Origin of the sequence: Pseudoflavonifractor hominis (assembly GCF_014288125.1) — a bacterium.
GTDB classification, from domain to species: domain Bacteria; phylum Bacillota; class Clostridia; order Oscillospirales; family Oscillospiraceae; genus Pseudoflavonifractor_A; species Pseudoflavonifractor_A gallinarum.
The window spans coordinates 25,643-50,878 of the sequence record NZ_JACOPR010000011.1; the positions used below are offsets into that span (position 1 = coordinate 25,643).

Here is a 25,236-nt window from a genome sequence, read left to right on the forward strand (position 1 = left end):
GGTAATTCCCATGAAGCAGAAAGCCCGTCAGCTTTTTTTCTCCTATCTCTGGATCACTGTGGCCTCGGCGGCCTATGCTCTGGGCTTTGACTGGTGTTACGCCCCCAACGAGATCGGTTTCGGCGGCATCACCGGCCTTGCCCAGATCATCAACGCCGCCCTCCCCTGGGCGCCCATCGGTGTACTGGTGATCCTGCTCAACGTCCCTCTCTTCTTTTTCGGCTGGCGTCTGCTGGGCGGGCATCTGCTGCTCTCCTCTCTCTACGCCATGTTTATCTCTTCCATCTTTGTGGACCTGCTCAATGCGGCCGTCCCCTTCTCCCCCATGGACCCCATGCTGGCTACCATCTTCGGCGGCATCCTGATCGGCCTCTCTCTGGCCATCATTCTGCTCCAGGGGGCCACAACGGGTGGTACCGATCTCTTTGCCCGCCTGCTCAAGCTCCGGATCTCCTGGCTCCCCATGGGTAAGCTCCTCATGGGGGTGGACCTGGTGGTCATCGCCGCGGTGGCCCTGGCTTTCCGCAACCTGTCCAGCGCCCTGTACGGCGTGGTTTCCCTTTATATTTCCACCGCTGTGATGGATATGGTGCTCTATGGTCTGGACAGCGCCAAGGTGGCCTATATCATCTCCAGCAAGCCCGACGAGATCTCCAAGGCCATCTTCCGGGAGATGGACCGGGGGGTGACCTTCCTCCACGCGGAGGGCGGCTGGTCAGGGGAGCCCAAAAAAGTTCTGCTGTGCGCCTTCAAGCAAAAGCAGATCGTTCCCCTCCGGCGCATGGTCAAGGAGATCGACCCGTCCGCCTTCCTCATCGTCTGCAACGCCCACGAGGTGCTGGGAGACGGTTTCCGGGAGTACAAGCACGATTCCCTGTAACATCCGTATCGACTGACAAAGGAGGAGCTCACCTATGGCTGACATCAAGAAACTCTGTGAAAACCTGGAGAAGAACGGCTTCCACGCCGTCTATTTCGACACTGCCAAGGAGGCGGCCGACTATCTGGACGCCAAGCTGGACGGCCGCACCCTTGGCATGGGCGGCTCCATGACCATCAAGGACATGGGCCTAGTGGACCGTCTGCCCACCCATAATACCTTCTACTCCCACTGGACGGGGAGCACCCATGAGCAGGCTGCCGGAGCGGAGGTCTATCTCTCCTCGGTCAACGGCGTAGCCGAGACCGGAGAGCTCATCAACATCGACGGCACCGGCAACCGGGTGGCCTCCACCATCTACGGCCACAAAGAGCTCTATCTCATCGTGGGCATCAATAAAGTGGAGAGCAGCTTTGAACAGGCCCTGTGGCGGGCCCGGAATATCGCCTCCCCCAAGAATGCCCAGCGGCTGGGCGTCCAGACTCCCTGCGCTGTGAAGGGCGACCGCTGCTATGACTGCAACAGCCCCCAGCGTATCTGTAAGGCCCTCACCGTGCTCTGGCGCAAGCCCAATGCCATTTCCTACGCCGAAGTGATTTTGGTGGGCGAATCTCTGGGCTATTGATCCATTTCCCCGGCCGGGAGAAAGGAGACCCGCTGTGAAAAACCGTCTTGTCCTCTCCGTCCTGCTTCTGGCGGGCCTGGTCCCTCTGAGCGGCTGTTCCTCCATGTTGGAGCGCAGCTATCTGGTGGTCTCCCCCCATGCGGAACATCCGGTCACCGCGGACGACTCCAACGTCCTCCAGGCCGAGACCTATCAGGATCTGGTCAACGATGTGCTCTATTTTGTCAATCAGGGCATGGAGACCGGGGTCATCCGTCTGACCAACTACCCCCGCGATGTGGAGACCGATCTCAACAACGCCTGCCTGGAGGTGGCCAAGGACGCGCCCCTGGGTGCCTATGCGGTGGACTACATCGAGCATGACTGCACGCGGGTGGTCAAGTACTATGAATCTACCATCCACATTACTTACCGCCGCACACTGGAGCAGATCCAGAGCATCAAAAACGTGACCGGCAGCAGCGCCATCCGCCAAGTCCTTTTGGAGCAGCTCTCTCTTTTCTCCCCCGAGGTGGTCCTCCAAGTGGCCTACTTTACGGAGGATGAGGCCCATATCTCCCATCTGATCCAGCAGGCCTACTATGACGCCCCGGCGGTGGCCTTTGGAATGCCCGAGTATACCGTGACCCTCTATCCCCAGGAAAGCAGTCAGGAGCGTATTGTGGAGATCCTCCTCACCTATCCCGCCCCGGTGGAGGAGCTGCGCCAGAAGAGCCAAAGCCTCCTCCGGCAGGCTGATCTGCTGGCTGACACGCTGGGAGAGCTCTCGGGCGCACAGGGCGGCCGCGCCGTCCACGTTCTGCTTCGCCAGCAAGTGACGGATGCCCCGGCGGGCACCGCCTCCACCGCCTATGACGCTCTTGTGGAGCACCAGGCCGATAGTGAGGGGATGGCCCTGGCCTTCCAGCTGCTGTGCGACCGGACCGGACTGGAGAGCCGGGTGGTACAGGGTGTGAAGGACGGCGCCCCACACTTCTGGAATGTATTGACGCTCTCTCCCGGTCAGTATGCCCATGTGGACGCCTCCGGTGAGGAGGTACTGCTTCTCTCGGATGCCGCATTGGAGGCACTGGGGTACACCTGGGACCGGAACGAAATCCCCCCTTGTCTCTGATCTGCATAAAAACGAAAAAAAGGCTTGACTTTTTCCCTCCCTGCGGCTATAATATCATTTGTCGCTTGCAGGTGTAGCTCATCTGGTAGAGCGCCACCTTGCCAAGGTGGAGGTAGCGAGTTCGAGCCTCGTCACCTGCTCCAAAATCCCTCTCCATTTGGAGAGGGATTTTTCTTTTACTTTTTGAAAAATAAAAATTTATGCTTGACAAAACCACTCTCTTCCCCTATAATATCATTTGTCTCTCGCAGGTGTAGCTCATCTGGTAGAGCGCCACCTTGCCAAGGTGGAGGTAGCGAGTTCGAGCCTCGTCACCTGCTCCAAAATCCCTCTCCATCTGGAGAGGGATTTTTCTTTATCTCCCATCCATCAAGGAGGTTTTTTACGATGGTAACCATGGCACAGCGCATCGAGTCCCTCCGCACCGAGGCCAATCTGAGCCGCCCCGCGCTGGCGGCCGCCCTGGGCTTCCCCAAGGGCTCCATTGAAAAGTTTGAGACCGGCCGTCAGACTCCCTCCAAAGAACAGCAGGAGAAGCTGGCTGCCCATTTCGGCGTCTCCCTCTTCTATCTCCGGGGGGAGAGCGGTGACCGCACCCGCCAGGAGGACTGGATGTCCGGCGTCAGCCTGAACGATGACGAGCCCGGCTTTACCCCTACCCCGGCCCCCAAGCCCAAGCGTCTCAAGCAGGAGGAGCCCCAGGGCGCCATGCTGGATGCCGTGCTGGCCAGCAAGCCGGTGCAGGAGCTGCTGCGAAAGATTGTATTGGATACCCTTCGCTCCCCCGAGGGGCAGGACCTCATCCGCAAGGCCCTGCAAAAATAAGCTGTCCCCGAGATCAAACAGGGCGTGTGCCGCAGAAGGGATTCTGCGGCACACGCCCCTCTTGTTTAAAACCCGTTGAGCGGGATGGAGCCGTCGTCCCCCGCCTTTTCAATGGAGCGGATGACGACGTCATAGCCATAGTCGTCACTGACCTGGATGTGGACCCGCTCTCCTACCTTTTTGCCCAGGATGGCCCGGCCCACCGGGGACTCCTTGCTGATCAGTCCGTGAAGCGCATCCTGCCGCATGGTGGTGACAATCTGGTAGGATTCCGTCTCATCATCCTCCTCCACATAGACGGTTACCTTGTCGTAGAGACCCACGGCGTCCTCCCCCGCCCGATCTGTGATGACCACCGCTGTGCGGATCATATTCTCCAGAAAGCGGATGCGGCTCTCGTTCCGATTTTTTTCCTGCTTGGCCGCCTTATATTCAAAGTTCTCACTCAGGTCGCCGAAGGCGCGGGCCTCCTTTACCGCCTCCAACAGCTTGGGGCGGAGTTCGATGCGGCGATAATCCAGCTCTTCCCGCATCATCTGTATGTCCTTTTTCGTCAGCTCGTTGTGCATGATCGATCTCCTGTTCGCATTTTATGGAAAAAGGCCGCCCCTGCGGGCGGCCTCAGACTGCATAATCTCAGTCATCCCAGTCGGCGTAATCATCAAACTCAGAGTGGCAGCAGCAGGGCTTCTTCGCCTCCAGCTTCTCACCGATTCCAGCAAAAAAGGCGGCGATCTTATCCCAATATGCAATGATGCAGCAGACACTGGCCGCGACCGTCAGAGAGAGAGCCACAATTTTCAGCACAAAACGGGCGATTTTCATATCCCGTCCCCTCCTTACTCAAATGATAGCTCTAGTTTACACGCTTTTCGGGCAAATTACAATCATTATCTGAAACTTTTTCCCTTGTAGTTTGGTCGGAAATAGAATATAATAGAGAAACCAATGAACCGAAATCAGGCGCATACGCGTTTTAGGCTCGGATAGAAAGGAAGGTCCTTTATGAAGCTGCAGACCGAAAAGGGCGAGATCCGCATCAGCAGTGAGGTATTCACCAACATCACCGGTGCGGCCGCCACCAATTGCTACGGCGTGAAGGGCATGGCCATCCGCTCCAAGACCGACGGTCTGGTGCACCTTTTGCGCCGGGAGTCCATGTCCAAGGGCGTAAAAGTCACATACAACGACGACTCCACTGTCTCCATTGAACTGCACATCATTGTGGACAACGGGGTCAACCTCATGGCGGTCAGCCGCTCCATCATGAGTGAGGTCCGCTATATCGTCAGCCGCACTACCGGCGTGGAAGTCAAGAGCGTGGATGTCTGCATCGACTCCATGGTCATCGGCTGATCGGCCTTATGCATCGAAAGGAAGGAACACCGACATGAGAGATACCATCGACGGGGCGCTGCTGGCCCGTATGCTCATTCATGCTGCCGCCGCTATCAACAGCCAGAAGCAGCACATCAATGAACTCAACGTCTTCCCGGTGCCCGATGGAGACACCGGCACCAATATGAGCCTGACCATCGGCACGGCGGCCACCGAGCTGAAAAAGAAGCCGGCCGGCACTGTGGGTGAGGTGGCCTCCACCAACGCCTCCGCCCTGCTGCGGGGCGCCCGTGGCAACTCAGGCGTTATTCTCTCCCTGCTCTTCCGCGGCTTTGCCAAGGCTGTCAAGGAAAAGGAGACCATCGACGGCCGGGATCTGGCCATTGCGCTGGACTTCGGCGTGGCCGCCGCCTATAAGGCGGTCATGAAGCCCGCCGAGGGCACCATCCTCACGGTCTCCCGTCTCTCCGCTGCCCAGGCGGCCGCTACCGCCCGGGAGGATGCCACCCCCGAGGTGGTGCTGGAGGCCGCCATTCGGGAAGGTCATGTGGCTCTGGACGACACCATCAACCAAAACCCCGTCCTGAAAAAGGCCGGCGTCGTGGATGCCGGCGGCAAGGGTTTTCTGGTCATCCTCCAGGGCATGCTGGATGAGCTGCGGGGCCTCCCCATGCCCGAGACCGAGGACGAGGGCACCGTCAAAGAGAAGGCCGATTTCGCCGCGCTCAGCGAAGAGGAGATTACCTTTGCCTTTGATACCGTCTTTATCGTCCGTAAGACCAACCGCCACGTGGATCTGACCCCCTATCAGGCCTACCTCAACAGCATCGGTGACAGTCTGGTCATCGGTGAGGACGATGATGCCTTCAAGGTCCACGTCCATACCAACACCCCCGGCGACGCCCTGAACGAGGCCCAGAAGTACGGCGTGCTGGAGCTGGCCAAGATTGAGAACATGCGCACCCAGGCCGAGGATTTGGCCGCCGGCAAGCATGTCCAGAGCACCGACGATCTGGACGCGGTGGAGGCCGAGCTGGAGCAGGGTTGCTCTTCCGCCCCCGCCAAGGCCGCCCCTGAGAAGAAGTATGGCGTGGTGGCCGTGTGCGCCGGCGAGGGACTGGCCGCCGTCTTTGCCGATCTGGGCGCGGACGGCATCATCTCGGGCGGTCAGACCATGAACCCCTCCACCGATGACATCATGCGGGAGATCGACAAGACCCCTGCCGAGATCGTCTTCGTTCTGCCCAACAACGGCAACATCATCATGGCTGCCCAGCAGTGTATCCCCCTGGCCGAGGACAAAAAGGTGGTGGTCCTCCCCACTAAGACAGTGCCCCAGGGCATCTCTGCCCTGCTCTCCATGGACCCGGACGCCGGCGAAGAGGAGAACATCGCCGCCATGACCGAGGCCTTTGGCCGCGTGGCCACCAGCGAGATCACCTATGCCGCCCGGGATTCGGATTTTGACGGCTTTGCCATCAAGCAGGGCGACTATCTGGCCCTGGCAGAGCATCAGCTCTTCGGCACCGACCGGAATCTGGACGCCCTGCTGGAGCGTCTGGCCCAGGCGGAGCCCCAGCAGAACGCGGAATTTATCAGCATCTTCTATGGCTCTGATGTGACCGAGGAGGATGCCCAGCGTGCGCTCTCCATCTTCCAATCGGCCTGTCCCAACGCCGAGGTCAACCTGCTCTCCGGCGGTCAGCCCGTCTACTACTATATGATCTCTGCGGAATAACTCCATACAGAACATGACAAAGGCCCCGGACATCCATCAGGATGTCCGGGGCCTTTTCTTTACAGTACCTTGGAGAGAAATTCGATGGTGCGGGCTTCCTTAGGGTTGGCAAAGAACTCCTGCGGCGTGTTCTGCTCCAGGATGTTGCCGCCATCCATGAAGAGCACCCGGGAGGCCACCTCGCGGGCAAAGCCCATCTCATGGGTGACCACCACCATGGTCATACCCTCGTTAGCCAATTCCTTCATGACGTCCAGCACCTCACCCACCATCTCGGGGTCCAGGGCGGAGGTGGGCTCGTCAAAGAGCATCACCTTGGGCTTCATGGCCAGCGCCCGCACGATGGCGATACGCTGCTTCTGACCGCCGGAGAGCTGGTTGGGATAGGCTTCTGCCTTATCCTTCAGTCCTACCCGATCCAGGAGCTTGAGGGCGGTCTCATCGGCCTCCTCCTGGCCCATACGCTTGGTCTGGACCGGTGCCAGGGTGATATTTTTCCGAATGGTCATATTGGGGAAGAGATTGAAATGCTGGAAGACCATGCCCATCTGCCGGCGGATGGCGTTGATGTCGGTCTTGGGATCGTTGATGACCGTCCCCTCAAAGGAGATGGTGCCCTCAGTGGGCGTCTCCAGCAGGTTGAGGCAGCGCAGGAAGGTGGATTTACCCGAGCCGGAGGGCCCGATAATGACCACCTTTTCGCCGGGATAGATGTGCTCATTGATGTTCTTGAGCACGTGGGTGTGTCCAAAAGACTTGGACAGATTCTTAACGTCGATCACTGGCGCACAGCCTCCTTTCCATAGCAGCGAAAATGACGGCAAGGACCTTGGTGATGCAGAAGTAGGCCACCGCAATGATAAATAGCGGGCCAAAGGCGTCATAGGTCATGCTCTGTACCGAGGAGTAGACCTTGGTCAGGTCCACCAGGGCGATATAGCCTACCACGGCGGTCTCCTTCACCAGGACGATGAATTCGCTGGTATAGGTGGGCAGGCAGTTCTTGAGGGCCTGGGGGAAGATGATGTGCCACATGGTCTGCGCCTGGGTCAGTCCCAGGGAGCGCCCGGCCTCCATCTGCCCCTTCTCCACGGCGTTGATGCCCGAGCGGTAGATCTCCGCCATATAGGCCGAGGAGTTCAGACCAAAGGCAATGATGGCCACCACCATCTTGTTGTCTGTCACATCCAGCAGGATGACATTGTACATGATGAGCAGCTGCACCACCACGGGGATCCCCCGGATGATGTCGATGTAGGCCTTGGCAGGCCCCCGCAGCACCGCGTGCTTGGAGAGCTTCATGAGACACAGCACCATGCCCAGCACCGTACTGATGAGAATCGCGCCCAGGGTGATGCCCAGTGTGACGCCCATGCCGTCCAGGTAGAGCTTCCAGCGGTCCTCAAAGAGGAATGCCTGGTAGAGCTTGTCCCCGAAATCCGCAAACCAATTCAGGATATCCATGGGGATACCGCCTCCTTTTTCTCTGTTTTGGAAAGATTCAAAAGCGCAGGAGAGCCTGCGCCAATCCGAGCGGCGCAGGCTTCCCTGATTCAGACTGTGTTCTTACTTGGCCACCACGATGGACTGGACCGCCTCATAGTAGCCGTTGGTGAAGTTGGCGTTTTCCTCACGCTCGGGATTCTTGGTGAGGCCGGCGGCGATGAAGTCGATCCGGCCGGACTGGAGGGCGGGGATCAGGGCGTCAAAGTCCATGTTCTCCACGGTCACCTCATAGCCCATCTCGGCGCACAGGTACTTCACATAATCCACATCAAAGCCAGTGGGCTGGCCGTCGCTGGTCAGGTACTCAAAGGGCTCAAACTCACAGTTGGTGCCCATCACCAGAGTGCCCTTGGGATTCTCCACAGGGGCGAGCTCAGGCAGGGTGGCGTCCTCCTCCTTGGAGATGTACTTAGCCACCAGGGCGTCAAAGGTACCATTCTCCTTCAGAGTCTCCATAGCGGCGTTGAACTCCTCAGCCAGAGCCGCGCCCTCCTCATTCTTCTGGGTGGCGATGGCGTAGGTCTCGCTCTCCTCCGAGGCGGGGAAGTCCAGCAGCTGCAGCTTGTCGGGGTTGGCGTTCACCAGAGACTGGGCAGGATTGGTGTCGATGATGATGCAGTCCACCCGGCCGTTGATGAGCTCCATCGCGCAGGCGGTGGCAGCCTTGAAGGCGCTGACCTCGGCACCCTCGATCTCCTTGGCAATATCGTTGCCGGTGGTGCCCTCCTGCACAGCGATCTTCTTACCCTTCAGATCCTCCACAGAGGTCCAGGTGTTTCCGGTCTCCTCGGTGGGCGCAGGGCTGGCGGCGCCAGGATTGGCGCTGGGGGTGCTGGAAGTGCTGCCGCAGCCGGCCAGCAGGCTCAGAGAGAGCGCCGCGGCCATACCAAGAGCAAAGAACTTTTTCATATTCATCTTCTCCTTCATGAGCAACTCGCGGCCAGTCTTTCCCGTGCCGGCCGGTGTTGGATTGATATGCTATGATTATACACCATATTCATGAAAATGCAAGTCTTTTTTGCATATTTATGAATATGACCAAGTCTGCTTTCTTCCCGCCCGTTCTCTTGTGCATCGTGTCGACAATCAGACCGTATTCTGGATATGTATGACATTTTCTAGCAGAAAACGGCGAAGCCACTGGCCTCGCCGTTTTCATTCTTATGCAGGTTTTATACAGCCCTCAGGTCTTACTTGGAGGTCACGTGGGTGAACACGAAGAAGCCCAGGGGGGTGTAGTACATGCCGTTGAGATCGCTGTTGATCATGTAGGGCTGGGTGTAGAAGTACAGGGGAGCGATGGCGCAATCCTGCTCCATCAGCATATCCTCAGCCTGATGCATGAGCTCCATACGGCCCGCGGCATCGGAGTCGCTCAGAACCTCGGTCATGATCTTGTCATACTCGGGGTTGGAGTAGTGAGCGTTGTTGTTGCCGTTGCCGGTCATGAACATATCCAGGAAGGACACGGGATCGTTGTAGTCGCTGATCCAGCCGTCGCGGCAGATGTTGTAGTTACCCTCGCTGCGGGTGGACAGGAACACGTTCCAGTCCTGGTTGTTCAGGGTCACGTCCACGTTGAGGACATCCTTCCACATGGACTGGAGGGCCTCAGCGATGGCGCTGTGCTTGTCGTCGGTGTTGTAGAGGTAGGTGACAGCGGGGAAGCCGGCGCCGTCGGGATAGCCAGCCTCAGCCAGCAGCTGGCGAGCCTTCTCGCAGTTGGCCTCGTAGTCCTCCTCGGCAACGCTCCAGTAGGTGCCGCCGGTGGTGCGGAAGTCATCGCCGTCGGGGCCAGCAGCGTCATACACGCCGTAGGGCACCCAGCCGTCGGCGGGGATCTCGCCCACCTGGCTCACGTTCTCCACGATGTAGTTGCGGTTAATGGCCAGGTTGAAGGCCTGACGCACGCGGGGATCGTCGAAGGGAGCCTTGGAGTTGTTGAAGTCCACGTAGTAGGTGCCCAGGTAGTCACCGGCGATCAGGGAGCCGTTGGCCAGCAGGGTGGCGGTCTCGTCCACGGGGACGTTGTTGACGAAGTCCAGCTCGCCATTGTTGAAGGCAGTCAGCATGGCGCGGGTGTCGTCCATCAGCTTGAAGGTCAGCTTGCTCACGGTCACGCTGGCAGCGTCATAGTAGTTCTCGTTGGGAACCATGACGATCTCAGCGTTGTGAGACCAAGACTCCAGCTTCATGGGGCCGTTGGAGATGTAGGTAGCGGGATCCTGAGTCCAGTTGGCGTTGCCCTCTACCACGTCCTGACGCAGAGGCATGGTGCAGGGGAAGGCGCAGATCTCCTTGAAGTAGGGGCAGTTGTAGGTCAGGTTGACCACGAAGGTGTGCTCGTCGGGAGCAGAGACGCCCAGCTCGGAGGGATCCTTCTCACCGTTGCGGATCTCCACAGCGTTGACCACCATGTCGATGATGTAGTTGTAGGGAGCAGCCAGCTCGGGGTTGACCAGGCGCTGCCAGGCATACACGAAGTCGTTGGCGGTCACAGCCTGACCGTCGGACCACTTGGCGTCCTCACGCAGCTTGAAGGTCCAGGTGTAGGTGCCGTCGGCATTCTCGACCACCTCGGGCTCCTCCGCGGCCATGCCCAGGTCCAGAACGGCGGTGGCGCCGCCGTCGGGGTTGTTGCCCTCGGCGCTGTCCACCCACTTGTACAGGTTCTCAAACAGGTGATGGGCCATGATGCCGCCGTCCACGGTACGGTTCAGAGCAGGGTCCATGGTCTCGGGCTCACTGGCCACACAGACGCTCATGCTGACGCCTTCGGCAGCGGGAGCGCCGCTGTTCTCAGGAGCAGTGGTCCCGGTGGGAGCCGTCTCAGTGCCGCCGCATCCGGCCAGTAGGGAGGCGGTCATGGCGACCGACAGGCCCAGAGCCAGAAGTTTCGTCTTCTTCATTGCGAAAACCTCCAAAGTTTTTTTGTATCCTCTCGCCTTTCCAGCGTGATACACGGTCATCTTCTGTCCTGTTCAGCCGGACAGATGTTCTTCCACAAAAGCGTTTCGGTGGAATCCGAGGCTGATTATACCACGGTGCATTACTCTTGTAAAGTAAAATGTTTCAAAATTGTTAACCCGTAATAGGAAGGAAAGGCGAAGAAAACTCGGGTTTTCTTCGCCTTTCCGCGCGGATTCTGCATTTAAATACAATGACACTCCATTGGATGCAACAAAATTCTCTGCAAAATAGTCACATATCCAACAGTGCTTATCCCCGTTTTCCCACGGCAGATACGTCCAATCTACGCGGACAGGAAAATTACTTGTTCAGCAGATGGCAGGCGGCCCAGTGACCGGGCTCCACCTCCCGGAAAACCGGGGCGGCCTCGCTGCACTCCTTGGTAGCATAGGGGCAGCGGGTATGGAACCGGCAGCCCGTCGGGGGATTCATGGGAGAGGGAATGTCACCCTCCAGGACGATGCGCTGGCGCTGGCGGCTGACCTCGGGGTCGGGAACCGGCACAGCGGAGAGCAGGGTCTTGGTATAGGGGTGGAGGGGGTGCTTGTTGAGCTCATAGCTCTCCGCCAGCTCCACCAGGGAACCCAGATACATTACGCCGATGCGGCTGGAGATGTGGCGCACCACGGAGAGATCGTGGGCAATGAAGAGATAGGTCAGCCCCATCTCGTTCTGCATATCCTCCAGCATGTTGACCACCTGGGACTGGATGGACACGTCCAGTGCGGAGATGGGCTCGTCACAGACGATGAACTCGGGCTTCACCGCCAGGGCGCGGGCGATGCCCACGCGCTGCTGCTGGCCGCCGGAGAACTCATGGGGATAGCGGTTGGCGTGTTCGGTGTTCAGTCCGACCATGCCCAGCAGTTCCTTGATGCGATCGGTGCGCTCGGCCTTGCTGGCGTAGAGCTTGTGGATATCCAGCGCCTCGCCGATGATCTCACCCACCGTCATGCGGGGGTCCAGAGAGGCAGAGGGATCCTGGAAGATGATCTGCATCTTCCGGCGGTAGGGCAGCATATTCACCATCTTGGGCTTGGCCACCTTAACCCGGGTGGCGTGGCCCTGGGCGTCCTTCTGCCAGGGATCGGCGCCCTCAAAAATGGTCTCGCCGTCATAGACGATCTTGCCGGAGGTGGGCTCATGGAGCTGCAAAATGGTGCGGCCCAGCGTGGTCTTACCACAGCCGGACTCGCCCACCAGGCCCAGGGTCTCACCCTTCCGGATGAAGAGGGACACGTTTTCCACCGCCTGCACGCCGGGCCCCTTGGTTCCCTTGACGGGGAAGTATTTCTTCAGGTTCTGGACTTCCAGCAGAATTTTATCCTCAGCCATTCTGCGCGCCCTCCTCTCTCTGCTTCTTCAGCTCATCCTGCACCCGCAGCCAGCAGGCGGCGCGGTGGCCCTCACCCAGTTCCACATAGGGGGGCATCTTCTGCAGGCAGATCTTCATGCAGTGCTCGCAGCGGGGCGCAAAGGGACAGCCCTCGGGCGGGTTGAGCATATCCACAGGGGTACCCTCAATGGGGATCAGGCGCTCGTGGCTCTCCGCGTCCACACGGGGCATCGAGCGCAGCAGTCCCATGGTATAGGGGTGACCGGTGCGGTAGAAAATATCGTCTACCTTGCCCTGCTCCACGATCTTTCCGGCGTACATGACCGAGACCTTGTCGCAGATCTCCGCCACCACACCCAGGTTATGGGTGATGAAGATAATACCCATCTGGGTCTTCTTCTGCAGGTCCTTCATGAGCTCCAGGATCTGGGCCTGAATGGTCACGTCCAGAGCGGTGGTGGGCTCATCGGCAATGAGCAGCTTGGGATGGCAGATCAGGCCCATGGCGATCATCACGCGCTGGCGCATGCCGCCGGAAAACTCATGGGGATACTGCTTCATCCGCTTTTCCACGTTGTTGATTCCCACCAGCTCCAGCATCTCCATGGCGCGCTTTTCCGCGTCGGCCTTGGAGATCTTCTTGTCGTGGGCCTTGAGGGCCTCCACCAGCTGGTTGCCCACGGTGTAGACCGGGTTGAGGCAGGTCATGGGGTTCTGGAAGATCATGGCCACTTCGCTGCCCCGGAACTGGGTCATCTGATCCTTGTTGAAGGCAAGGACGTCCCGGCCCTCAAAATGGATGGAGCCGCCCACCACTTTGCCGGGGGACTGGAGCAGGCCGATGATGGAGTAGGCCTCCTGGCTCTTGCCGGAGCCAGACTCGCCCACGATGCCCATGACCTCGCCGTAGTTGAGCTCATAGCTGATCCCGCCCACGGCCTTGACTTCGCCGGCGGGGGTAAAGAAGGAGACCCGCAGGTCCTTCACTTCCAGCAGCTTCTCGCCGCTGGCCGGTGCTTCGGTGTGGAGCTGCCCGTCCCGGCGCTCCTCGTTCTCTTTGTTCCGATCCATGCTCGCTCCTCCTCTCTTACTTCTTCAGGCGCGGATCCAGCGCGTCGCGCAGGCCGTCGCCAAACAGGTTGAAGGCCAGGATCATCACGCTGATGATGACAGCCGGAATGATCAGGCGGTAGGTATAGGTGGTAAAGCCGCTCAGCGCGTCCCGGCACATGGAGCCCAGGCTGGTCAGCGGGGCGGACACGCCCACGCCCAGGTAGGACATGAAGGACTCCAGGAAGATGGCGGAGGGGATCTGCAGGCAGGTGGTCACCACGATCTGGCCGATGCAGTTGGGCAGCAGGTGGCGTCGGATAATGCGTCCGCCGGAGGCGCCCAGCGCCCGGGCCGCGGTGACATACTCCTGCTGCTTGAGCTGGAGGATCTGACCGCGGATGATGCGGCTCAGGCTGACCCAGTACAGAAGGCCGAAGGCGATGAACATGGCGATCAGGTTGGGGCCGATGGTGCGCATGAACTCCGCCAGAGCGTTGCCCTGATGGTCCGAGATAAACTGGGTGATATGGGGGCTCATACTGGTGGAGATCAGCAGGATAACCAGCACCTCAGGTACGGAGTAGATAACGTCGACGATGCGCTGCATGACCACGTCCACCTTGCCGCCGAAGTAGCCGGAGATGGAGCCGTACAGAGAGCCGATGATGAGCACGATAAAGGCGGCGGCCAGACCGATGGTCATGGACACCCGGGTGCCGTACATGGTGCGCACCATGATATCACGGCCCAGCTTATCGGTACCGAACACATGGGGGAACACCTTCTCGCCGTTGGCGATGCGCTCGAGCTCCTCATTGGAGTATCCAAAGGGATGGCTGTGAATGCCCAGGGCGGCATAGACCTCCTCCTCGGACATACCGGCATACTCTCCGCCGGTCTTGGCCTTGGCGCGGATCAGAGCCTCCTCGCGGCTGGTGAGCTTCTCGCCCTTGGCCTCAGCCTCGGCACGGGCCTGCTCCACCGCCTCCTGGGGGTCCAGGGTGCTGGTAGCCTGGCGGTACTGCTCCTGTTCCTCCAGGGTGTAGTGGTGAGGATAGAGATTCTCGGCGCCCAGGTTGCGCTGCTCATACCCATAGGGCACCAGCATCGGGCCCACAAAGGCAAAGAGGATCAGCAGCACGATGACGCCCAGAGCCACCATGGCCACCACGTTCTTGCGCAGGCGGCGCCAGGCGTCCGACCAGTAGGATACGCTCTTGCGCTGCTGAATAAAGTCGGCCTTCTCCTCACTGGAGGCAGGCGCAAAATCATCGTTGGTCAGGGTATTCCAATCCAGCATGGAGTCCACATCGGGCTGGAGAGAGCCGATGACCGGTTTTTTCTTTCGATTCGCCATTGGTTACTCTCCTTTCGTCAGATCGATGCGGGGATCGACCAGCTTGTAGATGATATCCACCACCAGGTTCATGAGGACCACAAAGGTCGCCAGGAAGATGGTCGTGCCCATAATCACAAAGTAGTCGCGGTTGGTGATGGACTGCACCAGATAGCGGCCCAGGCCGGGGATGGAGAACACGCTCTCCACCACGAAGCCGCCGCACAGGGTGAAGGCAACCAGGGGGCCCAGGTAGGTGATGACGGGGATGAGGGCGTTGCGCAGGGCGTGCTTGAAGATGATCTTGCCGCCCTTCAGGCCCTTGGCCCGGGCAGTCTTGATATACTCCTGATTGATGGCGTCCAGCATGGAAGACCGGGTCAGCCGGGCGGTGTAGCACATGGGATAGAGGCCCAGTGCGAAGCAGGGCATGAAATAGGCCTTGGCGCCCAGATCCGGGTTAAAGATGGCGGTCAGCTCAAAACTCTTCAGCAGCTCCGGTCCCACCGGGGAACAGAACAGGATCAGCAGGAACGAGGCCACGACAAATCCCGGCATGGAGATACCTAAGGTACAGACCACGCGCAGCAGGCTGTCCACCCACTTCCCTCGGTAATAGGCGGCCAAACAGCCCAGCAGGATACCGACCACCACAGCCCAGGCCAGGGCGATCACGCCGATCTTGGCGGAGATGGGGAACATATCCGCAATGATCTCGGCTACCGGGCGTCCCTTCTGCATCTTCAGGGACTCGCCCAGATCGCCGTGCAGCGCATTTTTCAGGTAATTCACCATCTGAATGGGCAGCGGCTTGTCAAAGCCGTACTTTGCATCCAGTGTGGCCTGCTGCTGCGGCGTCAGCGCTTTTTCCGAGGCAAACGGGCTGCCAGGCACCGACATCATCAGCAGGAAGGTGACACAGGACACGATGAGGACCGTAATGATTGCCATAACGACTCGCTTCAATATGTACTTTGCCATTTCTTCACTTCCTAAACTTTCTTTCTCCACTCTGTTTCAGAGGGCCTTTCTTTCCGGTGAATGAGTGAATCTGAAACCACTTTTCAAGCGCCCGGATGCTTGAAAAATTATTTCAGTTTTCGTTCCATTCTAACCCTTCTGAGGCCCTCTGCGCCCTACTTTTACGCAGTTTTTATATTTTATCTTAAATTATGTCCTCAGTCAAGAGACATTTGTTAGGCCCCTCGTACTTTTTTGTAGTAACAGCCCGCCGCTTTATCGCGCTAGTTTATCAAAATTTTGTATCTTTTTTCAACGTAGCGCTGTATTTTTCCACCATGCAGTCAGGATAATAGGACTCCTTGGCCTTCCGCAGCCCGGGGACACCCATGTCATCCTCCCGGTTGAGATAACGCACATCGGGATAGCGGTTTCGGACCCAGCGGGCAAATTCCCGGTTGATCAGCGTGTAGCCGCCCCGCAGCTCGTTATAGGCCTTCTCAAAGTGGACGTCATAGCAGTCCTTTCCCAGCCGGTCCCCCATGGTAAAGGCAACCACTTCCCCGTAGACCCGGATCACGCCGCCTTCCAGTCCCAGCTCTTCAAAGTGGGCAATGGCATCCCGGAGGGCCAGCCCCTCATTGCCCAGATCCCCGGCCTCCGCTGCTCCTTCCCGCTCCCGGCTGCGCCGGTACCACTCCTTGTCCATCTCCAGGCACTCCGGCAGGACGGCCGGAGTCATCTCCTCATAGGTCCAGTGCGGAAAGGCGCGGATAAAGGCATTGATGTGGTTTCGTTTGGCATGCAGCTGTTTGCCGGGGAGCTCCGCCAGCCGATCGATCTCATAGAGGTAATCAAAGCTGTCCCGGTCCGCTTCGATCTGAAAGCATCCAGGGAAACGGGCCTCCAGCCCTTCCGCCTGTTCCTTGGACAGGCAGACCAGGCGGAAGGGTTCCCCCCGCTCATCGGCGTCTTGGGCCAGTGCATGCAGCACCTGCTCTACCTCCCCCTCCCCTGCGGGGTAGAGATAGCTGCACCCCAGCCTTCCACACAGACGGGCCGCCAGAAACCCCTCCACCGGGGCAATGGCATAGTGGAACGCGTGGCGCCAGGTATAGAGATTGGTAAAACTGTATTCACATCCTCTGGAATCCGCCCCCAGCAGCAGCTTGTCCACCCAGGACTTGTCTGCCAGTTCCGGTGTATGAAATGCGATCATAGATGAAAACGACTCCTTTTGCTCTTGATATCCATTCCCGCATCCATCGCGGGTACTTCTCCTCCCCCTGCGAAGTATCGGGGGGCCGCGAGCTCTTTTATCCTACCACGCCTCTATGAAAATAGCAAGAAAAAGGAGCGCTCCGCTCCACCCCAAATTCGGGCAGAGAAGCGCTCCTTTTCCGGTTTCGGAATTCATTCCCGCAGCAAAATTGGCTGGATCTGTCTCTCGCAGAGGGCGGCGTCAATGGTCTCAGGTACCCGGTCAAAATCCGCCACCAGAGAGGTGGGCTTGTGCTCCGGATCATCCTGGCCGAAGGGGACAAAATAGACGTGCTTCTTGTCCAGCAGCGTACCGATGTTGCGGGCTGCCCCGGCCAGACCGTCATTGGTGGCCACTGCCAGTACCAGGGGCCGCCCGTTGCGCAGGTGGGCTTTGGCTGCCATAGTGACCGAGGAATCGGTGATCCCGGCGGCCAGTTTCGCCAGTGTATTCCCGGTACAGGGACAGATCAGCAACACATCCAGCAGCTTTTTGGGCCCGATGGGCTCGGCCTTGACCACCGAGTCCACCACCCGTTTGCCGCAGATGCGCTCCATCTCGGCCACAAAATCAGCGGCGTTGCCAAAGCGGGAGTCGGTTCCCGCCCCCCGTTCGGAGACAATAGGCGTCACGCTGCCATAGCGCTCCGCCACCCGCTCCAGGGTCTCCATGGCCTTGGCGTAAGTGCAAAAAGAGCCGGTAAAGGCAAATCCCACATGGATCTCTTCCATATTCACACTCCCAATTCGTTGAGGATATTATAGATGGTACTCTTGATGGCTCTGGCCGCCGTCACCGGCGCCACTTTTCCCGGCAGGGACAGGGCCCATACTGCCTTGACGCCCAGACGACGGGCCGCCTCAAAGTCCACCCCCCCTGGCTTGGAGGCCAGGTCCAGTACCAGGCAGCCCGGTTTCAGATCCCGCAGGGTCTCCTCCTCCAGGAGCCGGGCCGGTACGGTATTGAGGATCAGATCATAGCCGCACAGCCAGCCCCGCAGCTGCCCGCTGTGTTCCACCCCGTAGCCCTCCGCCTCGATCCAGGCCAGATCGGACCACTTCCGGGCGGCCACGCTCACCCGGGCGCCCAGCGCCGCCAGCCGGGGGGCCAGCGCTCTTCCCAGCCGCCCGTAACCCACTACGAGCACCCGGGCGCCGTGGAGGGTGATGGGAAGCTCTTCCATGGCGATCTGGATCGCCCCCTCGGCCGTGGGCACCGCATTGGCTATGGCAAGCTCTTCCCGGGCAAAATAGTCGTGCAGGGTCAGTCCCCGGGCATCGGCCAGCGCGGCCACCGGCGGCGTGACCAGCCCGGCGCAGACGATCTGGCCCGGGCGCAGGCGGTCCAGCACTTCGGCCAGGGGAAGGCTCCCCTCTGACAGCGGGGTGTTGAGCAGCGTCCCCTCTCCGGTCACAGGCAGGGGAAGGATCACGCAGTCCGCCCGCACGGCCCCCCGCAGATCCCGTTCCGGCTCCACGCCCTCCCCCAGTTCCCCCGCCCGCTCCAGGGCATAGGTATGAACCGTATGTCCGTCTCTGGCCAGCTGGACGGCCAGCTGCGCCTGCCGCTGGTCTCCGCCCACCACCCAGATATTCCACTCATGTTTCATGGCACAACTCCTCCTCCATGTTCCGTTGCTGTCTTATCCTATTCCGCCGCGGGAAAAGGGTGCGCCCCCTCTTTTTTCCGGTCACCGTTTCGGTATGGATTGTGTAAAAAACAGAAATATCCACCATTCTCTCTTGTTACTTTTACCGTTACGCATTATAATAGTAGAGAATATACCCATGAACGGGCCCCTGTCCCTGAACAGACCCGAACAAAATACAGGAGGAACACGACCCTATGCTATTTGCCAAGTACGAGCGCTGCCTCTACCAGCGCAGCCCCCTCATTGAGGTGATCTGCCAGCTCCGCTTCCCTACCATCCTCTCCATCGGCTCTCAGGAGCCCGCGGAGTTCCAGGAGGCCATCCGGCACGAATTCCCGCAGTTTGTCGCCCGGCAGGAGCGTCCCGCCCCCAAGATCACCGGTCTGGGCACCCCCGACGCCAAGGTGGAGCAGCAGCCCCCCATCACCAACTATAATTTCATCACTCAGGACGGATTCTGGAAGCTGAATCTGACCAGCAACTTTATCGCTCTGTCCACCCTGCGCTACACCCGCTGGGAGGATTTTGCCCTGAAGCTGGACAAGGCCGTGGCCGCTTTCCTGCAGATCTACCACGCCGACTATTTTGAGCGGGTGGGCCTGCGCTACGTCAACGCCATCTCCAAGGAGCGCCTGGGCCTGACCGATCTTCTGTGGGACGATCTGCTCCAGAGCCCCTATATCGGTATCCTGGGCGAGCCCGATGTGGACGAGAAGGAAGTCAACAAGTGCTCTCTGGACATTGAGACCCGTCTGGGCACCGACAGCCGCCTGAAGCTCCACGCCGGTCCCGGCCTGCTCAACGGCGGGAAGCAGGATCCCAAGCCCCGCTTCATTCTGGACCAGGATCTCTCTACGGTGGGCAAGCTCACCCCCGAGCAGCTCCCCGAGCGTCTGGAGACCCTCCACGGCTTCGCCGGAGGCCTCTTCCACGGCGCCATCACCGACGAACTGCACGAGGCCATGGGCCCCATGGCGCTCTAAGCTCCATGCCCATCATCCGCTGTGCCGCTCCCGCCGATCTGGATGCCGTCTGGGCCCTGGTCGAGCGGGCCGTGGCCCATATGAATGCCATTGGCAATCCCCAGTGGGGGGCGGACTATCCCACTCGCGCCCTCTATGCGGGGGATATTGACCGGGGGGAGCTCTATGTGGCCTGTACCGAGACGGGCGCCATTCTGGGCGCGGCCTGCCTCAACCGCAGCGAGACTCCGGAGTATGCCTCCATTCCCTGGCAGTACCGGGGGGAGGTCTATTCGGTCCATCGCCTGGCGGTGGACCCGGCCGCCCAACGCCAGGGTGTGGCCACCGCGCTGCTCTCCTTTGCGCAGGACCTGGCCCGGCAGAACCATGTGTCCGCCCTCCATGTGGACACCTACTCTCTCAATCACCGGATGCAGGCCCTCTTCATCAAGCAGGGCTTTGTCCGGCGGGGCGAGATCCATCTGCACGGACGGCCTCTTCCCTATCCCTGCTTTGAAAAACTCCTGTAAAGTGTGATAACACATGAAAAAATTACTGATCGTAGTGGATTATCAAAAGGACTTCGTGGATGGCTCCCTGGGCTTTGCCGGTGCCGAGGCATTGGACGCGTCCATTGCCCAGCGCATTGCGGACTATCATGCCGCAGGCAACGACGTGGTCTTTACGCTGGATACCCATGGCACCAACTACGCCCAGACCCAGGAGGGCCGCAAACTGCCCGTCCCCCACTGCCTCTTTGGAGAGGCAGGATGGGAGCTCTATGGCTCCACCGCCGCCGCCCGTGGGGATGGGGACTGCGTCTTCCGCAAGCCCACCTTCCCTTCCCTGGAGCTGGCTGAGTGGCTCAAAGGCCGCAGCTATGCCCAGGTGGAGCTGTGCGGGCTGGTCTCCCACATCTGCGTTCTCTCCAACGCGGTGATGGTCAAGGCCGCCCTGCCCGAGGCTGAGATCCTGGTGGATGCCCGGCTCACCGCCTCCTTCGATCCCGCGCTCCACGAAAAGGCGCTGGATGTGCTGGAGGGGCTCCAGGTCACCGTGACCAACCGCTGAATCCGTACTCCCGCCGCCCCGGTCCATTGTTCCGGGGCGGCCATCCCATATAAAGAGGGTCTTTTCATGAAAAGCCATATGAACTACACCATGCTCTGTGATTTCTATGAACTCACCATGGGCAACGGCTATTTCCAGAGCGGCATGGCCGACCAGATCTGCTATTTCGACGTCTTTTTCCGCAATGTCCCGGACGGAGGCGGTTTTGCCATTGCCGCCGGTCTGGAGCAGATCATCGACTATATCGAAAACCTGTGCTTTGATGAGGAGGATATCGCCTATCTCCGGAAAAAGGGCGTCTTCTGCGAAGAGTTTCTGGAATATCTGCGCAACTTCCGCTTCACCGGCGACATCTGGGCTGTGCCCGAGGGGACGCCCATCTTCCCCCGGGAGCCCATCCTCACCGTCCGCGCCCCCGCCATTGAGGCACAGTTTATCGAGACCTACCTGCTGCTCAATCTGAACCACCAGTCCCTCATTGCCACGAAATCCAACCGGATCGTACGCTCTGCCCAGGGCCGCCCCGTGTCAGAGTTCGGCTCCCGCCGGGCCCAGGGCACCGACGGCGCGCTGCTGGGCGCCCGTGCCTCCTATATCGCCGGATGCGCCGGCACCGCCTGTACCCTGGCCGACGAGCTCTATGGCTCTCCCGCCGGTGGGACCATGGCCCACTCCTGGGTGCAGATGTTCCCCGACGAATACACTGCCTTTAAGACCTACTGCGAGCTCTATCCCCACTCCGCCACGCTGCTGGTGGACACCTACAATGTCCTCAAGTCCGGCGTACCCAACGCCATCCGCGCCTTTAAGGAGGTGCTTCTCCCCAAGGGCATCACCAACTGCGCCATCCGTCTGGACTCGGGCGACCTCACCTACCTCTCCTGCAAAGCCCGGCAGATGCTGGACGAGGCCGGACTGACCGAGTGCAAGATCGTGGCCTCCAACTCTCTGGACGAGTATATCATCCGGGATCTGCTCCTTCAGGGCGCCAAGATCGACTCCTTCGGCGTGGGCGAGCGGCTTATTACCTCCAAGTCCGAGCCGGTCTTTGGCGGCGTCTACAAGCTGGCCGCCGTGGAGGACGGGGAGGGTCACATTATCCCCAAGATCAAGATCAGCGAAAATCCGGCCAAGATCACCAACCCCCACTTCAAAAAGGTCTACCGCCTGGTCTCCCGCTACTCGGGCAAAGCCCTGGCTGATCTCATCACCCTCTATGACGAGACGGTGGATGACAGCCGCCCCCTGGAGCTCTTTGACCCGGACGCCACCTGGAAGCGCAAGACCTTCACCGATTTTGAGGCCAAGGAGCTTCTGGTCCCCATTTTCCGGAACGGAAAGCTGGTCTATCAGTCTCCCACCATTACGGAGATGCGGGCCTACTGCGCCGCCCAGATCGACCTCCTCTGGGATGAGGTCAAGCGCTTTGAAAATCCCCACAACTACTATGTGGATCTCTCCCAGAAGCTCTGGGACATCAAGCAGTCCCTCCTGAAGGAGCAGGGACGGGAATGACCCGCCGGAAGCGCCGTCGTCTGGCCCTCGGACTGGTGACCGCCGCTGTTCTGTGCTCCGCTCTGGATGTACGCCTTGCCATTCGCCGGTATGAGATCCCGCTGGCCTCCCTGGAGGCTCCTGTACGTCTGGCACTGATAACCGACCTGCACAGCTGCCGCTATGGAGAGGACCAGCGCGTCCTCTTGGATGCGCTGGAGGCAGAGGAACCCGATGCTCTTCTCTTGGGCGGGGATATTGTGGACGATGAGCTGCCCACCGAGCCCGCCTTTCAGTTCCTGGAGGAGGCTGTCCGGCGCTGGCCCTGTGTCTATGTCACGGGAAACCATGAATTCCGCTCCGGTCAGGCCGAGGCATTCTGTGCTCGCATTGCGGAGCTGGGCATCCATGTACTCCGGGGCACCCAGATCACCCTGGAGCTAAATGGTCAGCCGGTCGATCTTCTGGGTCTGGACGATCCAACCGTGGGCAGCGCCTATTCCAGACAGCTCACCGAGCTGAAAAGCCGCCCCCGCACCTCCCACACGGCCATCCTGCTCGCCCACCGCCCGGAGCGCTATTCCGATTATGCCGCTTTGGGCTGCGATCTCATTCTGAATGGCCACGCTCACGGAGGACAGTGGCGCATTCCCTTTCTTCTGAATGGGCTTCTGGCCCCAAACCAGGGATTTTTTCCCGCCTATGCCGGCGGTATATACCGGCGGGACGGGGGCGAAGTACAGGTCGTCAGCCGGGGATTGGCCCGGGAATCCACCCGCATCCCCCGCATCTGGAACCGCCCGGAGCTGGTGATCCTCCAGCTTACTCCCGCTTGATTTCCGTATGTAAAAGCAGCGTCCCCGGACTGCACATGCAGTCCGGGGACGCTGTTATCTTTGTTCGTTAATTGAACTTGTAAATACGCCGGGCCAGCCGGTAGAGCTTTACCGAGAGTTTGCGTCCCTGATAGCCCGGGATATTGGATACTGCCGATACCGCGCGGTACTTCATCTTATGATAGAGCCGTCCGTCCACCCCGCGCAGGTACTCCCAGAGCTGGGTCCGCTTGCCCAGTGCCTCGGGGGAACCGTCGATGATGAGGAAGATGGAAGAAATGGTCATCATCATGGCCAGGTAGTTGAACATATACCGGCCCAGCTTGGGCAGGGTAGACTGTATCTTCTTCAGATCGTGGGCATCGATCATCAGGCGGGTCACCCGCAGCTGCTGGTCTACCCGGGTCACCATAACCTTTTCGTTGACCGACTGGTCGGACCGGCCGATGAAATACCGGTAGAGGTCCAGATCCATGTAGTAAATGCTCCGGACAAAGGGCAGGGGCTGATAGACAAAGATATTGTCCACATAGAAGGTGTGCTTGGGCAGCTCCAGCCCGCAGGAGCGCAGCAGCTCGGTGCGGTAGATGACCGAGTGCATCAGCAGATACTGGGAGGGACGGAAGCGGCCGATGTCCGCCCAGGTAAAGACCCGATTTTCCGGAAACACATTGGTATAACGCATGACCTTCTGGGTGTTGTCCTCCACGTGCTCATACACATAGTTGCACACCATGAGGTCCACCGGGTCGGGCTGCCGGGCAAACTCCCGCAGCTTATCCAGCACCTTTTTCAGTGCGTCGGTATCCAGCCAGTCGTCCGAGTCCACCACTTTGTAGTAGAGTCCAGATGCGTTGCGCAGGCCCTGGTTCACGCCCTCGCCGTGGCCGCCGTTGGGCTGGTGGATAGCCTTGACAATACCGGGATACTGCTGGGCATACCGGTCGCAGATGGCCGGGGTATCGTCCTTGGTGGAGCCGTCGTCCACCAGGATGATCTCAATGTCATCCCCTCCGGCCAGAAGGGTCTCCACACAGTGATCCATATAGGCCGCGGAATTGTAGCAGGGTACCGCAAAGGTAATGAGCTTGTCCATGGGGCTCAGGCTCCCTTCTCTGCCAGCGTGTCGCACAGCTCCAGAGCCCGGGCCACGATGGCGTCCATATTGTAATATTTATACTCTGCCAGCCGTCCCAGCAGATAGAGGTTTCCATACCGCTCCGCCAGCGCCTGATAGCGGGCATAGAGGGCATTGTTCTCCGGGTTGATGATGGCATAGTAGGGGGTCTCCTCGGGTGCGCCCGTGTAGGCGTGGGAGATCTCCTTGGCAATGGTGGTACACTCCGGCTTGACCTGCCCGGTGAGGTACTTGAACTCTGTGATGCGGGTCCACTCCTCACTGACGGTATAGTTCACCGTTCCGTGGGACTGCCAGAACTCCACCGGGTAGTTCTCAAAGCGGAACTCCAGCGTCCGGTAGGGAAGCCGTCCAAACCGGCAGGCAAAGAGCTCATCCACCGCGCCGGTATAGATGACCGGGCCGGTAAAGGGCACGCCGTCCAGGGTCACGCCGTCCTCGCCCAGGGTGAGGCGCTCCCGGGCATCCACCCCCAGCTCCACGGTGATGCCGGGGTGATCCAGCAGGCGCTCGAAGAGGGGGGTGTAGCCCTCCAGAGGCATCCCCTGCCAGGGGTCCTGGAAATACCGGTCGTCCCGGGAGAGGAAGACCGGCACCCGGGCCGTGGTGTTGGGATCGATCTCCTCGGGAGACTGGTCCCACTGCTTCATGGTATAGTGGAGAAAGACGTTTTCGTAGACATAGTCGGCCAAGGCCGCCACATCGGGGTCGGCATTGCGGCGCAGCTCCAGAATGGTGACCTTCTTCTCCGCGCCATAGGCGGCGATGAGCTTCTCCTCCAGTGCGGCGGCCTTTTCCCGGCCAAAAGCCAGTTCCAGGCTGGTCAGGTTGAAGGGAACGGGCATCTCGGTCCCGTGAACATTGGCCACCACCCGGTGCTGGTAGTCCCTCCACTGGGTAAAGCGGGAGAGATAGTCAAAGACCCGCTTGTTGGCTGTATGGAAGATATGGGGGCCATACTGGTGGATGAGCACTCCGTGCTCATCGGGCAGGTCATAGGCGTTGCCGCCGATATGGCCGCGCCGCTCCAGCACCAGCACCCGCTTTCCGGCCCGCTCGGCCAGTTCCCGCGCCGCCACCGCGCCTGCAAAGCCGGCGCCAATAACCAGGCAGTCGTATGTATTCTGCATCGGTGTGCACCT

At 59.7% G+C, this 25,236-nt stretch carries 26 protein-coding genes and 2 tRNA genes; 13 read left to right on the plus strand and 15 right to left on the minus strand.

Annotated elements, in window-relative coordinates:
* Positions 1-10 precede the first annotated feature (10 nt).
* The 6 genes from H8S34_RS13790 (at position 11) to H8S34_RS13815 (ending at position 3,444) form a co-directional block, all read left to right on the plus strand.
* Positions 11-880: a YitT family protein gene (locus tag H8S34_RS13790; protein ID WP_101691068.1), complete on the plus strand. Its 870-nt coding sequence runs from the start codon at positions 11-13 to the stop codon at positions 878-880.
* A gap of 34 nt (positions 881-914) precedes the next feature.
* Positions 915-1,505 (plus strand): lactate utilization protein, encoded by a 591-nt coding sequence (locus H8S34_RS13795; RefSeq protein ID WP_186964300.1) that lies wholly within the window; start codon positions 915-917, stop codon positions 1,503-1,505.
* A gap of 34 nt (positions 1,506-1,539) precedes the next feature.
* Positions 1,540-2,619 carry a hypothetical protein gene (locus H8S34_RS13800; RefSeq protein WP_186964301.1) on the plus strand — a complete coding sequence of 360 codons (1,080 nt, stop codon included), beginning with the start codon at positions 1,540-1,542 and terminating at the stop codon, positions 2,617-2,619.
* Between the two features lie 67 nt (positions 2,620-2,686).
* A tRNA-Gly gene (locus H8S34_RS13805) sits at positions 2,687-2,762 on the plus strand.
* A 104-nt stretch (positions 2,763-2,866) separates the two neighbouring features.
* Positions 2,867-2,942, plus strand: a tRNA-Gly gene (locus tag H8S34_RS13810).
* Positions 2,943-3,006: 64 nt separating this feature from the next.
* Positions 3,007-3,444: a helix-turn-helix domain-containing protein gene (locus tag H8S34_RS13815; protein WP_186964302.1), complete on the plus strand. Its 438-nt coding sequence runs from the start codon at positions 3,007-3,009 to the stop codon at positions 3,442-3,444.
* Positions 3,445-3,509: 65 nt separating this feature from the next.
* On the opposite strand, the gene H8S34_RS13820 is transcribed toward H8S34_RS13815, so the two are convergent.
* Positions 3,510-4,013: a GreA/GreB family elongation factor gene (locus H8S34_RS13820; RefSeq protein WP_101691064.1), complete on the minus strand. Its 504-nt coding sequence runs from the start codon at positions 4,011-4,013 to the stop codon at positions 3,510-3,512.
* A 67-nt stretch (positions 4,014-4,080) separates the two neighbouring features.
* Positions 4,081-4,269: a hypothetical protein gene (locus H8S34_RS13825; RefSeq protein WP_101691063.1), complete on the minus strand. Its 189-nt coding sequence runs from the start codon at positions 4,267-4,269 to the stop codon at positions 4,081-4,083.
* Positions 4,270-4,449: 180 nt separating this feature from the next.
* Between H8S34_RS13825 and H8S34_RS13830 the strand changes: the two genes are divergently transcribed.
* Both H8S34_RS13830 and H8S34_RS13835 read left to right on the plus strand, forming a co-directional pair.
* Positions 4,450-4,800 carry an Asp23/Gls24 family envelope stress response protein gene (locus tag H8S34_RS13830; RefSeq protein ID WP_101691062.1) on the plus strand — a complete coding sequence of 117 codons (351 nt, stop codon included), beginning with the start codon at positions 4,450-4,452 and terminating at the stop codon, positions 4,798-4,800.
* 34 nt (positions 4,801-4,834) lie between these two features.
* A complete protein-coding gene (locus H8S34_RS13835; RefSeq protein ID WP_101691061.1) occupies positions 4,835-6,520 on the plus strand; it encodes a DAK2 domain-containing protein in 1,686 nt (561 codons plus the stop codon).
* Positions 6,521-6,579: 59 nt separating this feature from the next.
* Here the strand turns inward: H8S34_RS13835 and H8S34_RS13840 are convergent, their stop codons facing one another.
* The 11 genes from H8S34_RS13840 to dpsA all read right to left on the minus strand — a co-directional run bounded on the left by H8S34_RS13840 (position 6,580) and on the right by dpsA (position 18,551).
* Positions 6,580-7,302 carry an amino acid ABC transporter ATP-binding protein gene (locus H8S34_RS13840; RefSeq protein ID WP_186964303.1) on the minus strand — a complete coding sequence of 241 codons (723 nt, stop codon included), beginning with the start codon at positions 7,300-7,302 and terminating at the stop codon, positions 6,580-6,582.
* Positions 7,289-7,984, minus strand: coding sequence for an amino acid ABC transporter permease (locus H8S34_RS13845; RefSeq protein WP_101691059.1), 696 nt, complete (start codon positions 7,982-7,984; stop codon positions 7,289-7,291). Before H8S34_RS13845 ends, H8S34_RS13840 begins: the two co-directional genes overlap by 14 nt.
* Before the next feature lie 102 nt (positions 7,985-8,086).
* On the minus strand, positions 8,087-8,935 hold the full coding sequence (locus H8S34_RS13850; RefSeq protein ID WP_243208038.1) for a transporter substrate-binding domain-containing protein: 849 nt from the start codon (positions 8,933-8,935) through the stop codon (positions 8,087-8,089).
* A 281-nt stretch (positions 8,936-9,216) separates the two neighbouring features.
* Entirely contained in the window at positions 9,217-10,935 is a 1,719-nt protein-coding gene (locus H8S34_RS13855; RefSeq protein ID WP_186964304.1) for a peptide ABC transporter substrate-binding protein, read from the minus strand.
* Between the two features lie 361 nt (positions 10,936-11,296).
* Positions 11,297-12,331 (minus strand): ABC transporter ATP-binding protein, encoded by a 1,035-nt coding sequence (locus H8S34_RS13860; protein ID WP_101691057.1) that lies wholly within the window; start codon positions 12,329-12,331, stop codon positions 11,297-11,299.
* A complete protein-coding gene (locus H8S34_RS13865) occupies positions 12,324-13,403 on the minus strand; it encodes an ABC transporter ATP-binding protein (protein ID WP_235964343.1) in 1,080 nt (359 codons plus the stop codon). Before H8S34_RS13865 ends, H8S34_RS13860 begins: the two co-directional genes overlap by 8 nt.
* A 16-nt stretch (positions 13,404-13,419) precedes the next feature.
* Positions 13,420-14,742 (minus strand): ABC transporter permease, encoded by a 1,323-nt coding sequence (locus H8S34_RS13870; protein WP_101691056.1) that lies wholly within the window; start codon positions 14,740-14,742, stop codon positions 13,420-13,422.
* A 3-nt stretch (positions 14,743-14,745) separates the two neighbouring features.
* Complete coding sequence (locus H8S34_RS13875) at positions 14,746-15,702, minus strand: ABC transporter permease (protein ID WP_101691055.1); 957 nt, start codon at positions 15,700-15,702, stop codon at positions 14,746-14,748.
* 271 nt (positions 15,703-15,973) lie between these two features.
* Entirely contained in the window at positions 15,974-16,900 is a 927-nt protein-coding gene (locus H8S34_RS13880) for a DUF2156 domain-containing protein (protein WP_186964305.1), read from the minus strand.
* Between the two features lie 194 nt (positions 16,901-17,094).
* Positions 17,095-17,673: a dipicolinate synthase subunit B gene (locus H8S34_RS13885; RefSeq protein ID WP_186964306.1), complete on the minus strand. Its 579-nt coding sequence runs from the start codon at positions 17,671-17,673 to the stop codon at positions 17,095-17,097.
* Positions 17,674-17,675: 2 nt separating this feature from the next.
* Complete coding sequence (gene dpsA / locus H8S34_RS13890; RefSeq protein WP_186964307.1) at positions 17,676-18,551, minus strand: dipicolinate synthase subunit DpsA; 876 nt, start codon at positions 18,549-18,551, stop codon at positions 17,676-17,678.
* Between the two features lie 236 nt (positions 18,552-18,787).
* Between dpsA and H8S34_RS13895 the strand changes: the two genes are divergently transcribed.
* The 5 genes from H8S34_RS13895 to H8S34_RS13915 all read left to right on the plus strand — a co-directional run bounded on the left by H8S34_RS13895 (position 18,788) and on the right by H8S34_RS13915 (position 22,956).
* Positions 18,788-19,576 (plus strand): TIGR04255 family protein, encoded by a 789-nt coding sequence (locus tag H8S34_RS13895; RefSeq protein WP_101691033.1) that lies wholly within the window; start codon positions 18,788-18,790, stop codon positions 19,574-19,576.
* A gap of 5 nt (positions 19,577-19,581) precedes the next feature.
* Complete coding sequence (locus H8S34_RS13900) at positions 19,582-20,085, plus strand: GNAT family N-acetyltransferase (RefSeq protein WP_101691032.1); 504 nt, start codon at positions 19,582-19,584, stop codon at positions 20,083-20,085.
* A 13-nt stretch (positions 20,086-20,098) separates the two neighbouring features.
* Complete coding sequence (locus H8S34_RS13905; protein WP_186964308.1) at positions 20,099-20,626, plus strand: cysteine hydrolase family protein; 528 nt, start codon at positions 20,099-20,101, stop codon at positions 20,624-20,626.
* 66 nt (positions 20,627-20,692) lie between these two features.
* On the plus strand, positions 20,693-22,141 hold the full coding sequence (locus H8S34_RS13910; protein ID WP_186964309.1) for a nicotinate phosphoribosyltransferase: 1,449 nt from the start codon (positions 20,693-20,695) through the stop codon (positions 22,139-22,141).
* Positions 22,138-22,956 carry a metallophosphoesterase gene (locus H8S34_RS13915; RefSeq protein WP_186964310.1) on the plus strand — a complete coding sequence of 273 codons (819 nt, stop codon included), beginning with the start codon at positions 22,138-22,140 and terminating at the stop codon, positions 22,954-22,956. Before H8S34_RS13910 ends, H8S34_RS13915 begins: the two co-directional genes overlap by 4 nt.
* Before the next feature lie 67 nt (positions 22,957-23,023).
* Here H8S34_RS13915 and H8S34_RS13920 read toward each other — a convergent pair whose 3' ends face one another.
* Positions 23,024-24,052, minus strand: a complete 1,029-nt coding sequence (locus H8S34_RS13920; protein WP_101691029.1) for a glycosyltransferase family 2 protein — start codon at positions 24,050-24,052, stop codon at positions 23,024-23,026.
* Positions 24,053-24,057: 5 nt separating this feature from the next.
* Positions 24,058-25,224: a UDP-galactopyranose mutase gene (gene glf / locus H8S34_RS13925; RefSeq protein ID WP_101691028.1), complete on the minus strand. Its 1,167-nt coding sequence runs from the start codon at positions 25,222-25,224 to the stop codon at positions 24,058-24,060.
* Positions 25,225-25,236 lie beyond the last annotated feature (12 nt).